General features: G+C 41.5%; 12 protein-coding genes. 8 read left to right on the top strand and 4 right to left on the bottom strand.

The features are described from left to right. Positions 1–4 precede the first annotated feature (4 nt). The gene (locus DXK30_RS05445; RefSeq protein ID WP_114700835.1) at positions 5–1,879 is read right to left on the bottom strand and encodes a SurA N-terminal domain-containing protein; all 1,875 of its coding nucleotides are present in this window, start codon (positions 1,877–1,879) and stop codon (positions 5–7) included. A gap of 351 nt (positions 1,880–2,230) precedes the next feature. After that, a complete protein-coding gene (locus tag DXK30_RS05440) occupies positions 2,231–2,503 on the bottom strand; it encodes an HU family DNA-binding protein (protein WP_045445077.1) in 273 nt (90 codons plus the stop codon). Positions 2,504–3,027: 524 nt separating this feature from the next. On the opposite strand from DXK30_RS05440, the gene DXK30_RS05435 reads away from it, so the two are divergent. From DXK30_RS05435 to fdx, 8 genes are all read left to right on the top strand, one after another. Beyond that, positions 3,028–3,672: a hypothetical protein gene (locus DXK30_RS05435; RefSeq protein WP_114700834.1), complete on the top strand. Its 645-nt coding sequence runs from the start codon at positions 3,028–3,030 to the stop codon at positions 3,670–3,672. Between the two features lie 394 nt (positions 3,673–4,066). Continuing rightward, on the top strand, positions 4,067–4,576 hold the full coding sequence (locus DXK30_RS05430) for an Rrf2 family transcriptional regulator (RefSeq protein WP_057759222.1): 510 nt from the start codon (positions 4,067–4,069) through the stop codon (positions 4,574–4,576). Next, entirely contained in the window at positions 4,573–5,799 is a 1,227-nt protein-coding gene (locus DXK30_RS05425) for an IscS subfamily cysteine desulfurase (RefSeq protein ID WP_057759220.1), read from the top strand. Before DXK30_RS05430 ends, DXK30_RS05425 begins: the two co-directional genes overlap by 4 nt. A 158-nt stretch (positions 5,800–5,957) precedes the next feature. Then, a complete protein-coding gene (gene iscU / locus DXK30_RS05420) occupies positions 5,958–6,368 on the top strand; it encodes a Fe-S cluster assembly scaffold IscU (protein ID WP_114700833.1) in 411 nt (136 codons plus the stop codon). A gap of 227 nt (positions 6,369–6,595) precedes the next feature. Then, on the top strand, positions 6,596–6,916 hold the full coding sequence (gene iscA / locus DXK30_RS05415; protein ID WP_114700832.1) for an iron-sulfur cluster assembly protein IscA: 321 nt from the start codon (positions 6,596–6,598) through the stop codon (positions 6,914–6,916). Positions 6,917–7,090: 174 nt separating this feature from the next. Continuing rightward, positions 7,091–7,672, top strand: coding sequence for a Fe-S protein assembly co-chaperone HscB (hscB, locus tag DXK30_RS05410; RefSeq protein WP_114700831.1), 582 nt, complete (start codon positions 7,091–7,093; stop codon positions 7,670–7,672). Positions 7,673–7,883: 211 nt separating this feature from the next. Next, on the top strand, positions 7,884–9,764 hold the full coding sequence (hscA, locus tag DXK30_RS05405) for a Fe-S protein assembly chaperone HscA (protein ID WP_114700830.1): 1,881 nt from the start codon (positions 7,884–7,886) through the stop codon (positions 9,762–9,764). A gap of 86 nt (positions 9,765–9,850) precedes the next feature. Beyond that, complete coding sequence (gene fdx, locus DXK30_RS05400; protein ID WP_101206134.1) at positions 9,851–10,189, top strand: ISC system 2Fe-2S type ferredoxin; 339 nt, start codon at positions 9,851–9,853, stop codon at positions 10,187–10,189. Positions 10,190–10,286: 97 nt separating this feature from the next. Here fdx and DXK30_RS05395 read toward each other — a convergent pair whose 3' ends face one another. After that, positions 10,287–11,708, bottom strand: coding sequence for an adenylate/guanylate cyclase domain-containing protein (locus DXK30_RS05395; RefSeq protein ID WP_201637766.1), 1,422 nt, complete (start codon positions 11,706–11,708; stop codon positions 10,287–10,289). Between the two features lie 291 nt (positions 11,709–11,999). Further along, positions 12,000–12,431: an HIT domain-containing protein gene (locus tag DXK30_RS05390; RefSeq protein WP_057759208.1), complete on the bottom strand. Its 432-nt coding sequence runs from the start codon at positions 12,429–12,431 to the stop codon at positions 12,000–12,002. Positions 12,432–12,437: the final 6 nt, after the last annotated feature.

Genomic DNA, 12,437 nt, shown 5'->3' with positions numbered 1-12,437 from the left:
ATACTTAGCGTCCTTGCGCGTTTGCTATGTTACTTTCATTAATCTCAACCGTATATACCATACGTAGATAGTCCAAATAGTCTTGCAACTGGTCTTGGCCTAAATTGTCACGAATGATACTGGCTGTTTGCGCTCTTTGCATATCAGACAGCGGTGACTGCTGCTCAGTTTTAATACGGTCTCCAACCAACAGCGTTGCACCCATCTCAGTCTCACTAGCAATCGCGACGACACCATTATCAGCGGCTTGCTGGCTAAATGCCAATCCACGCTCTTTGTCTGTTAGCTGTGTTGTTTGACGGTTAATCTCACCCAGTGCTTGGAAACTTACCGACTGCTTACTGATATCAGCTGACGTTTTGATACCAGCAGCCAATGCTTTAGCATCTTTTAAAGCTAATGCTGTAGCTTTCTGCTGACGTAGTATTTGAATGATTCTTAGCGTTGCATTTGCCAAAGCAAGCGTCTTAGTAGGGCGATAATTGCTTGGCTGTAACCATACGGTACCGTTGCCAACTTCTACGCCTGCCGTTACCGCTTGATCCTGAATAGTAAATTCATCAAAGGCCTGTTTAACGACTGCTGGTTGCGGCAGTGCAGACTTGTTGTTCACTTTACGATAATCTTTGATACGCTTGAGGCTGACGTTTTCTTGCTGCGCAATATCTTCAATACTGAAACCATCTGCCGCCAAATCATTGATTGAAGTCACTTTATCAGCATAGATTTCCTGACGTTTATACTCTTTTGCTTTTGCAGTCAGCTCTTCACGCATACTGTCTAGGCTTGGAATTTTTTTGCCATTGTCTTCAGTAACCGTAAATATCTGATAACCAAAACTGGTTTTGATAGGCGCAGTCACATCACCAACGCTCAAACCTTCTAGTGCCTCTTGCACAGTATCTGCATCACTGCCAAACACTGACGGATTAAAACGTCCGATATCACCACCTGTTTCACCTGATGGATCGTCCGACTCTGCTTTAGCAAGCGCAGCAAACGCTTCACCTTTATTCAGACGTGCTTTCACTTTATCGGCTCGTGTCTTAGCATCTTTACCAGTAAACAGAATCTGACTGACTTTACGCTCATCAGTAGCCGCGATGCTTTGTTTATAAGCTTCGTACTGTTGCTGCAATTCTTCTGAGGTTACTTCATCAACCTTAATAGTTTGCGGGCTAAGCTGGATATACGCCAAGTCAACCATCGCTGCACTTTTCAGTGTGTCTTTGTTAGCATCATAATATGATTGAATGTCGGCTTTGCTAAGCTTAACCTTGTCAGCATAGTCTTGCCAATTAAAGCGATGCACCCAAACGTTGCGCGATTCAAGTTGCAAATCAATTAATTGACTGACTGCTTGCATAGGATAGACAGCCGTACCAACGATACTGGCGTTTAATTGATCCAAGCTTAACTGATTGCGAAATTCTGCAAATAGCTGGTTTTTGGTCATGCCGCGCTGACGCAAGAAGTTTGAGAACTGATCGTTTGAAAAGTTACCCTCTGCATCTTGGAATATTTCTTCTTGACGCAGCAGACGATTGATCGTATCGTCAGAGACTGTCATACCAAGCTTACCTGCTTGCTGCTCTAACAACGTACGGTCGATTAGACCCTTTAATACTTGCTCATGAAGCACATCTTCATTCAACAAGCTGGCATCTTCGACTTGCTCTAGCACTTCAGAACGACGGCTATTGACAGCAGTTTGATACTCGGACAGTCCTACGCTTGCCTCACCTACCTGCGCAATCTGGTTGGGATCGACGTTGCCGCCAAAATAGCTTTCGACACCCAAGAGAGCGAGCGGCGATAGGCATAAAATCAATAAAATGCGACCTGGCCAGCTTTTTAAGAAATCGCGCAATTTATCCATAGTTATCTCTGCTTTATTAACCTATATTGATGAAAAACCATTGTAATACTGTTAGGAGCTGTTGAGTGCAACCTGCCAATATCAGTGCTATCTAAGCTCGCAATGGTAAGAGTAAGAGCGTATGCATTTTATAGTAAAAAACAAAATTTACTAAAGAAATCTGACTTAAATGACACACCTATCGCGCGCCCTATGATACGTGATTTTTCATGCAGACTCAAAATATTCACGACGCATGATACAAACTATAGCGATAAAAAAAGCACCTAAATATTAGGTGCTCTCTTCGATGGTTAGCTCATTACTTCAGCTATAGACCACCGACTATCATTTTATGCTTAAAAAATCGGCTTAGTTCAAGCGCTCTTTTAAGTTTTTACCAGCTTTGAAGCTTGGTACTTTGCTTGCTGGAATGCTTAGCTCTTCGCCAGTCTTAGGATTGCGACCAGTGCGTGCTTTGCGATCTTTTACACTGAAAGTACCAAAGCCAACTAATGAAATGCTATCGCCAGCTTCTAGCGCTTCGCCAACACTTTCCATAACAGCGTTTAATGCATCACCAGCTTGGGTTTTATTTAGACCACTTTTGTCTGCGATGCTATCAATTAATTCTGACTTATTCATAAAATTTCCTTCAAGTTTAAGGGGGTAATAAATGCTCACGCCAAGTATTGTAACGCTCTCATGGTGCTTACGCAATAAAAACTACCTAACTGGCGCATTAACAGGTTCTTCTTTGTTATCGTCTTTATATCAAGGCAGCATAAGGAGCGCAAGCGATTTTACATATTTTTGTGCTCTACACTACGTATTTGACACCTAATGTTACGCAAAGCGTTAGGAATTTATATATAAGTGGCTCTGCATAACTGAGACGATTGGCTTTCCTATTTTCTACGCTTTGACAGATTTGTCAATTGCCGTCTGTGCATTGCTATACATTAAGTTTGTATATTACTGGTCATAAATAAGAGTGTCTTTATTGACTGCTAAATTGTAATGTAATAGTTTAGCCACTACAGAAACTAGCGTTACTTTTTATTATAAAGACGTTACTATAAGCAAAATATCACTGCAAGCCTTGCGCAAATACAGACTTCTGTTTGCTCAATATCTAAAACTTGCTAAATAAAAAACGGATTACTTACATGAAGCGTTCTACGTTGTCTCACTCTTTTCTTAATATCATTTTAGTATTTATCGAGTCGGCGCTGACATTACTGTTACGTTTGGATCCTGAACTGCGTAAGGCCGCTTATCCGCTCGCCAAGCAAGGCACCGTGGTGGCGCTTCGCCTGTATTTACCGCATGTAGAAGTATTTGCCACCTTTAGTACCAAAGGCGTGTTACTAGATGCTCAGCTGCCGATTGGTCGTAGTGAGCCTGACGTGGTTATCAATGCCTATAGCATTCAAGTTATCAACGCCATCACCACTCATGATAGCGAAACCACTGAAAAGCTACAGATGCGCGGTGAGTCGATTCAAGTACAACTGGTCAAACAGTTTATTATGCAACTTGGGCTTGGCAGCTTGATTCAGGGTCTGATCAAAAAGATAAAGGGTGGCAAGACTAAAACCAAACCTACAGAAGCTGATTTGGAAGAAAAAAAGAATAACTATAAACTTCGTATTAAAGAACAGCAAACACAGATTAACACCTTAACCATTAAAAACCGTGAACTTGAAACAACCGTGAGAGAGCTTCAGAGCAAGCAAAAGACGTTGATGATTGTCACTGTTGTCGCCCTCGTCATTATGATCGGCTCAGTCATCGCATTATTGATGAATTAGTTTTAGTTCGCTGAATTACCTATAAATAAGCGTTCAATGTCTTCTATAGATATTGAACGCTTATTTTTTACTTCGTCAAACGTATCTGTAGCAGACAAATTAAGCTACTTATGTCTCACTCATATATCTATTCTAAACATCATTGTTTTTATCAATTACAGCAATAAGCTTGATTAACCATTGAACCACACTTTAATCTTGACTAAATTACTCGGGATTAAGTATAATTACCTCAATCGTTGCACACATCGGGTTAATCATCTGTTGTTCAATAACGATAAGACAAAACTTAGCTGACGTATTATTGGTTGCTCTCTTTATCTTATGAGCGCTGATTCAAACCTTTGCTAAGATCGTTGTTAAACATAAATGACATCAAGTTTGGAGATAACACATGCGTTTGACTACTCGGGGCAGATACGCTGTTACCGCATTATTAGATTTGGCATTACAGACCAGCCAACAAGACAGTGCTGTATCATTATCCGATATCGCCAAACGGCAATCGATTTCAATCTCGTATCTTGAACAGTTATTTTCTAAACTTCGTAAACGCGGTCTTGTCACGAGTATTCGCGGTGCTGCAGGTGGTTATCACCTAGCTAAGCCATTGAATGAGATAGATGTGATGAGCATCATATCTGCGGTTGATGAGTCAGTAAACGCGATGCAGTGTGAAGGACGCGGTGACTGTCAAGGTGGTACAATGTGCCTAACTCACGATCTGTGGTGTGCACTGTCGAATCATATCGAACAGTACTTGAAAAATATAACATTAGCGCAATTATTAGATATGGAAAACGTGCAGTCAGTCTCAGAGCGTCAGCACACCTCTACAAAAGATATTTCCATAAAAGACATTAATACTATTACTCTATCGAACAGCGAGGCAAACCCAGCATGAGCCAACATAACAACCTTATATACTTAGATTATGCCGCCACTACCCCAGTTGCTAAATCAGTAGCTGCCAAGATGAGCGAGTATTTGACTGTAGATGGTGTCTTTGGTAACCCAGCTTCACGCTCACATGGTTACGGCTGGCAAGCGGAAGAAGCAGTAGAAACTGCTCGCGGTCAAGTTGCTGAAGTTATCAACGCTGATCCACGCGAAATCGTCTTTACTTCTGGCGCGACTGAGTCTGATAACCTAGCCATTAAAGGTGCAGCACATTTTTATCAGTCTCGTGGCAAACATATCATTACCAGTAAAATTGAGCACAAAGCTGTATTAGATACCTGCCGCGAGCTTGAGCAAGAAGGTTTTGAAATTACGTATCTTGAGCCACAGCCAAGCACAGGTCTTATCCTACCAGAGCAAGTAAAAGAAGCACTACGTGATGATACGATTTTAGTATCACTTATGATGGTGAACAATGAGCTGGGTACTATTACTGATGTTGCAGCGATTGGTGAAATCACTCGCGAAGCTGGCGTGGTTTTCCATGTTGATGGCGCACAGTCTGTTGGTAAAGTAAAAATCAATCTTGAAGAAATGAAAATTGATTTGATGAGCTTCTCAGGTCATAAAGCATACGGCCCTAAAGGTATCGGCGCATTATTTGTTCGTCGTAAGCCACGTATTCGTTTGAAAGCTGAGCAACACGGCGGTGGTCATGAGCGCGGTATGCGTTCAGGTACACTACCAACGCATCAGATTGTTGGCCTAGGCGCAGCATTTGCTTTAGCTAACGAAAGCTATGAAGCCGACCATGCACATGCAGCCAAATTACGTCAGAAACTTTGGGATGGCCTACAAGACATCGAAGAGATTTACTTAAACGGTGATCTTGAGAACAGCGTACCAAACATTGTAAACATCAGCTTTAACTTCGTTGAAGGCGAGTCATTGATGATGTCACTTAAAGACTTAGCGGTATCATCAGGTTCAGCCTGTACGTCAGCGACGCTTGAGCCATCATATGTACTACGTGCAATCGGTCGTCCAGATGAATTGGCACATAGCTCAATCCGTTTCAGCTTCGGCCGTTATACTACTGACGAAGACATCGATACTGTTATCAAACAGATGCATGAAGCCGTTGATAAATTACGTGCCCTATCACCACTTTGGGATATGTACCAAGAAGGTGTTGATCTAAACTCAGTCGAGTGGGCTGAGCATTAATTTCTAATATAGCTTTTTAGTATAGCTAGCAATATATATATATTTATTAAACAATTGATCAGACAATTAAATTAAGCGTTTGACCCCAATTATCGATGAGTAGTTAGACATTTAAAGTTGATAAACGACTACTCATCATCTAACTAGGAGAAAACCCCATGGCCTATAGTGACCAAGTTATTGATCATTACGAAAACCCACGCAACGTTGGTAATCTTGACAAAAACGCCAAAAACGTTGGTACCGGCATGGTCGGTGCCCCAGCATGTGGCGATGTAATGCGTCTACAAATCCAAGTCGACGATAATGGTATTATCGAAGATGCACGTTTCAAGACTTATGGCTGCGGTTCAGCGATTGCTTCAAGCTCGCTTGTTACTGAGTGGCTAAAAGGCAAGAGCTTGGATCAAGCTGGCGAAATCAAAAACAACGATATCGCTCAAGAGCTCGCATTACCACCAGTAAAAGTGCATTGCTCTGTACTTGCAGAAGACGCCATTAAAGCTGCTATTAGCGACTATAAAGGAAAGCATGGCGTAGCGGCTTCAGCAGAAGAAGCTGCGATCTAAGCTAGGCTAAACCTGCTAACGTATGCGCTACGTTGTACTAGCAACGCTAAAGTAGCAATGTATAATCGCTACTGACGCTAAAGAGGTGACAATGACACTTATGTAATTGTCACCTTTTGTTTTCTAATAGTCGTAAGCCTACACTTTTGGCAATCTTGTAATTCTGATTGTCAATTTATCTAGATTTTTTTATTGATATTTATGATTAATAGTCAATGGGAGTTGGCATGATTGAAATGACAGAACGCGCCGCTCAGCATGTTCGAGACTTTTTGGACAATCGCGGCAAAGGCGAAGGCATTCGAGTTGGTATCCGTACGGCGGGTTGCTCGGGCTTGGCTTACGTTTTAGAGTTTGTAGATACCCCTGATGAAAATGACACGTGTTATGAAAGTCGCGGCGTTAGCATCTTTATTGATCCTAAAAGCCTAGTATATTTAGACGGCTTGTTGATGGATTACGAAAAAGAAGGTCTAAACGAAGGCTTTAAATTCACCAACCCTAACCAGAAAGGTGAATGTGGTTGCGGTGAGTCCTTTACAGTTTAATTGTTCAATGGCTGAAAACTGATAGACTTATGCTTCAATAAGCTTTCATAAGAATAGTGCAGTATTTCTGCTATCGCTATGAAGAAAGGTTAATGTAGTTGAGTAGCCAAGCGATTCAGTATTCTTAGCTAGGTCATGACTTCAAAAACAAATAAAAAAGCAAGGCATCGGATTATGACAGATATTACTTCAGAACCACAGTTTGATAACTTCTTTGCCCTATTTGAGCAGCCTGTACAATTTGAAATCAACCAAAGCAATCTAGAACAACGTTTGCGATTGCTGCAGAAACGCTATCATCCTGATAATGTTGCCAAAAATCAGACCGATATGGTTCAAGCACAGTTGCAGTCTGAAAAAGCGTCCGCTTTAATCAATCAAGCGTATCAAACACTAAGCGCTCCTGATAGTCGTGCTGGTTATTTATTAGACATGGCAGATCAAGCACAAAACATAGAGCACTCAATCGCAGATTTGGACTTTTTGGAAGATGCGATGCAGATGCGTATGGATCTAGATGATGCTATCGAGGACAAAGATCTTGCAGCCTTGCAGCAATTACATCCTCAAATTACAGAGCGCTTAGCAAATCAATCTGAACGCTTTAATAATGCTTATCAAAATCAAGATTGGCAAACAGCGATTGATGCGACACAGAAACTGAAATTTTTAGTTAAGCTAAATGCTGATGTGACGACTGGGCTTGATGATGTTGCAAATTCATCGCATTCAGATGACGATGACTTATACGTCTAAATATCTGTGGTTATGGCTCTCACTAACAAGCTAAATTCTATATATTTGGTTAAAATAGCGACCGTGATACCGTATAATCTTTGAGTCTAAGCGCATTAAACTGTCAGAATCTATCCTCTTTATGGAATGAGATTACCGACGTTAAGCTCTTTTACTGCATATGCTATATTTGCTCCATTTCACTTATTCATTTTATCTCTGAGTTATCCTTATGTCTTTAATGCAAATTGCTGAACCCAATCAAAGCGCTCAACCTCACCAACATAAATTTGGCTTGGGAATCGACCTCGGTACTACACGCTCGTTGGTTGCTGTGGTGCGTTCAGGTAAGGCACAAGTCTTAGAGGCAGGCGCAGCGACAGATACATTATTACCGTCTGTTGTCTATTATCCAGCTACTGGTACGCCATTGGTTGGCTATGACGCCCTAACGCATTTAGCGGATGATCCAAAAAATACGATCGTCTCGGCTAAGCGTTTTATGGGTCGTAGTCAAGCTGATATCAAATTCTCTCATCCTTATGAGTTATCTGGTAATAAAGATGATATGCCCGCCTTTGTAACGGCTCAAGGTGAGGTTTCTCCTGTTGCAGTATCAGCACGTATATTAGCGGCTCTTGAGGAACGTGCAGCAAGCGCCTTACCTGCAGATAGTATTGAGGGTGCCGTGATTACGGTTCCCGCTTATTTTGATGAAGCACAGCGTCAAGCAACTAAAGATGCTGCTCAAGCAGCGGGTATCAACGTACTTCGCTTGTTGAATGAACCAACGGCGGCGGCAGTCGCTTATGGTCTTGACCAATCGTCAGAAGACAGTAAAAAAGAAAGCTATTACTTAATCTATGATTTGGGCGGTGGTACTTTTGACGTCTCTATCTTAAAGCTGACCGACGGTGTCTTTGAAGTATTGGCAACTGGTGGTAATAGCGCACTAGGCGGCGATGATATCGATCGTCTTATTGCCAATTGGATTATTAAACTATTAAATATCGATCCAAAAGATGTAAGCCTGCATGACAAATCAATACTAGCTCAACAAGCCAAAGCTTATAAACAAGCATTGACTGATGCTGAACAAGTAGATATCAGTGTTAGTGTCAATGGTCAGTCTTATCAAGGCGTATTAAGCCGTACAGATATACTAAATATCGTAGAGCCTGTTAGCCGCCGTACGCTAAGCGTGTGTGAACAAGTCCTACGCGATGCCAAGCTGTCTACTACAGATCTAGATGAAGTTATATTAGTGGGCGGTTCAACTCGTATGCCTGCCGTACAGAAAGTTGTGACTGAATTTTTTGCTAAGCAGCCACTTTGCCGCCTGAATCCAGATGAGGTGGTTGCTTTAGGTGCTGCCCAAACTGCTCATCAATTGGTTAATGGTGATAGTGACAACAATTTATTATTATTGGACGTAACGCCATTATCATTAGGTCTTGAGACCATGGGCGGTTTGGTTGAAGTACTCATCCCACGCAACACGCCTATCCCTGTGAAGAAACGTCAAGTGTTTACCACTTATCAAGATGGTCAAACAGGTATGGTGATTCACGTGGTGCAAGGTGAGCGCGAAACGGTAGAAAACTGTCGCTCGCTTGGACGTTTTGAGCTGTATGGTATCCCGCCAATGAAAGCTGGGTTTGCTCGTATTGAAGTCACCTTTAGTATTGATGCTAACGGTCAGCTTACTGTCAGTGCCCAAGAGACGACGACCAAAACAGAAAGCAAAATCGAGATTGTGCCTTCTTATGGTCTATCAGATGAGCAAAAAGAACAGTTGCTGATTGCAGGGTTTAAACACGCAGAAGAAGACAAAAATGCGCGTTCTTTAATTGAGACAAAAGTAGAAGCGGAACGTGAAGTACTTGCCCTAGAGTCGGCACTTAACGAATTTACAGCGTTGCTTTCTGCTGAAGAACAACAGTCACTAGCAGAGCATATACAAGCGCTACGTAACTCTCTTAGCACTAATGATTTAGCGCTTATCGAAGCACAACAAGCGCAGCTCAAGCCACATAGTGATGCCTTTGCTGCACGTATTATGAATCAGAGCGTCAAGACCAGTATGGCAGGTACTAGTGCCAAAGACTGGTAATAAATACATCGACATATATCGCTTAACTGACACGTTAAGCTAACTTCTAATATTTTTTAAATTGATTAGCATCGGACAGATAATTTATGCCAAAAGTTACCGTACTACCCCATCACGAAATTTGCCCTGAAGGCGCAGAAGTTGAGCTACAGGCTGGTGAAAACTTATGCAAAGCACTATTAGAAAAAGGCATTAAAATCGAGCATGCTTGTGAGATGTCAAAAGCTTGTACCACATGTCATGTCGTAGTGCGCAAGGGTTTTAATAGTTTAGATGAGATGGATGATATCGAAGCTGATCTGCTTGATCGTGCTTGGGGACTAGAGCCTGACTCACGTTTATCTTGTCAGGTCATGCTTGATGATGAAGACTTGACCATCGAAGTTCCAAAATATACCCTCAATCATGCTAAAGAAAATCATTAAACAATAATAACACTTTCTAGTTATGATTAAAAAAGGCCAGCTATCACATAGCTGGCCTTTTTCTATATATGATTATGAGATATTGAACTTGAAGCGCTTACTTGTGATTGGTGTCATTATGCTTATTTTCTGCAGCCATACTCGTGACTACTTTTTCTTCTTCTTGCTCGACGCGTTCAAGTGCAAAATTTAAGCGAGCTCTAATATCTTGATAATCATTGTCTTTCATATCTTTAAAATTCAAATGCAAATTGAAACCAGGCAATGTGTGGTCGACCCATTTAGACAGGTGACCTGTATTAGCACTAGGATCAAATACTTGCCATGCGTTGACCTTTTCATCAAAGCCTTTTAAGTGAAACGCTGCAACGTGTTCGCATTCATAGTTATGGCATATATAATCGTAAGTACTTTCGCTGACCAATATCTGATCTTTACCCGCACAGGACTCAAGCCTAGAAGCTAAATTGGCTTCTTTACCGATGATTGTATAGCTTAATCGGTTATTGCTACCAAAATTGCCAACGTGACAATAGCCGGTTGTGATGCCAACACGTATATATAAGCCTTCAAACCCCATCAGCCGCCATTTCTGCCGTAACGTGCGCATTTCACGGCGCATATCTATTGCCATAGCCACACAATCAAGCGCATCTTGACGCGAGCCTTGACTATCAGGTTCACCAAAGAAGCATACCATCCCATCACCAATGAACTTATCAAGCACTGCGCCATGTTTATCAGCGATTAAGGTCATGCAATGCATGTAAGTATTGAGAATATCCGCCAAATTGTCAGAGCTTAGACTATCAGACAGCTTAGTGAAGCCGACAATGTCTGAGAACATGATAGTCAATTTGGCACGTTTGTTGGACACATTAACCGTGCTATTAGCTCTAACAATGGGTTCCCAAATTTGAGGCGGTACAAAACGGGTTAGCTTATTGATTACCGATACCATAGTATTCAATCGGCCGCCAGCCTGATGGGCACGTGCTTTAAAAGTCGTATGTTGCTGATAGATACGCCAGAACTGATACAAAATAACGCCCATACTTGCCACCATTACTATCAATGGTAATAAGCCTTCCTGAAAGTCCATACGATCTGTATCTAAAATCGTGCTGACATAGTAAAACACAATGGTTGTTACGAAAGATACAGATAGCAGTCTGAGGTGATTCTCGGGTCGGCTAAGAATGATACGTATACCAATCAAAGCAGCCAAGCTGACTGATATGATCGTACAACATTGTAGAGAACCGATGACAACCGATAATAGAATAATAACTATATTAGACGTCCAAAAGCTGGTCTGACGTCGGTAGTTGTATATCAAGATCATAAGACTTGGCAAGGTAATAATAACCAATAATGCCATTGAGATAGGACGGAAGTCGTAATATATAGCACGTAAAATAACTGTCAGTATTAAAACGAACACTTCTGGATAGTCGAAATGACAAGTCCCCGTATCCTTTAACGGCGTAACTAGTTTGAATGTCTCTGAGAGGGGCATACATGATTTCACTTAAATGGGACGAGCTATTCGAGATATAAAATGTGTAACCCTAGCACATGCTTATGAAACGCCCTTATGACAACTCGTCATAAGATATATCTAATAATATATTATACTTTTGAAATAAGTTAAAACAAGGTTAGTGATGACCAAAAGGCGACCTTTTGTCTAGTTTATCCATATTTGAGGTAAAAGAAGAGGCCAGATATCTTTAGGCATCTGGCCTCTTCTTTTACCAATACGGCTACGGTTCAATCTATTCTTATTAAAAGCAAGATAGAACGATTATTACATTTGCCAATCAAACGGCATTTGGTGATGACCACGTAGCGCCATCATCAATGTTTGCTGCATTTGCGCTAGTACTTCTTTAGTGTATGGAACAGCAGGCACGCCCCATACAGGGTTTGGCCATTGCATGTCGTTTTGATAACGAACAATATGATGAAAATGAAGTTGTGGCACTTGATTGCCCAGAGCGGCTACATTCATTTTATCAGCTTGGAAGGTTTTAGCTAACTGACTCGACAGCCAGCTCGACTCTCGCAAAAACTGTGTTTGGTCTGCTTCAGACAGCTCATATAACTCTTTGATACCTGAGACTCGTGGCACTAATATAAGCCAAGGAAATTGGCAGTCATTGATTAAACGACAAGTGGATAATGGAAAATCCCCCACTAAAAAACTATCAGCAGCAAGTTTATGATGAAGTTGGAACATAATGAC

It is taken from the genome of Psychrobacter proteolyticus (assembly GCF_003350005.1).
Classification (GTDB): Bacteria; Pseudomonadota; Gammaproteobacteria; order Pseudomonadales; family Moraxellaceae; genus Psychrobacter; species Psychrobacter proteolyticus.
Note: the sequence above shows the minus strand (reverse complement) of the source record. Positions and strands in the feature narration are given on the sequence as shown.

Excerpts from the sequence above, each read along its gene's own strand:
- DXK30_RS05435 (WP_114700834.1), top strand. The coding sequence starts at position 3,028 with ATGAAGCGTTCTACGTTGTCTCACTCTTTTCTTAATATCATTTTAGTA.
- hscA (WP_114700830.1), top strand. The coding sequence starts at position 7,884 with ATGTCTTTAATGCAAATTGCTGAACCCAATCAAAGCGCTCAACCTCAC.
- DXK30_RS05445 (WP_114700835.1), bottom strand. The coding sequence starts at position 1,879 with ATGGATAAATTGCGCGATTTCTTAAAAAGCTGGCCAGGTCGCATTTTA.
- iscU (WP_114700833.1), top strand. The coding sequence starts at position 5,958 with ATGGCCTATAGTGACCAAGTTATTGATCATTACGAAAACCCACGCAAC.
- DXK30_RS05425 (WP_057759220.1), top strand. The coding sequence starts at position 4,573 with ATGAGCCAACATAACAACCTTATATACTTAGATTATGCCGCCACTACC.
- hscB (WP_114700831.1), top strand. The coding sequence starts at position 7,091 with ATGACAGATATTACTTCAGAACCACAGTTTGATAACTTCTTTGCCCTA.
- DXK30_RS05430 (WP_057759222.1), top strand. The coding sequence starts at position 4,067 with ATGCGTTTGACTACTCGGGGCAGATACGCTGTTACCGCATTATTAGAT.
- DXK30_RS05440 (WP_045445077.1), bottom strand. The coding sequence starts at position 2,503 with ATGAATAAGTCAGAATTAATTGATAGCATCGCAGACAAAAGTGGTCTA.
- iscA (WP_114700832.1), top strand. The coding sequence starts at position 6,596 with ATGATTGAAATGACAGAACGCGCCGCTCAGCATGTTCGAGACTTTTTG.
- DXK30_RS05390 (WP_057759208.1), bottom strand. The coding sequence starts at position 12,431 with ATGTTCCAACTTCATCATAAACTTGCTGCTGATAGTTTTTTAGTGGGG.
- DXK30_RS05395 (WP_201637766.1), bottom strand. The coding sequence starts at position 11,708 with ATGCCCCTCTCAGAGACATTCAAACTAGTTACGCCGTTAAAGGATACG.
- fdx (WP_101206134.1), top strand. The coding sequence starts at position 9,851 with ATGCCAAAAGTTACCGTACTACCCCATCACGAAATTTGCCCTGAAGGC.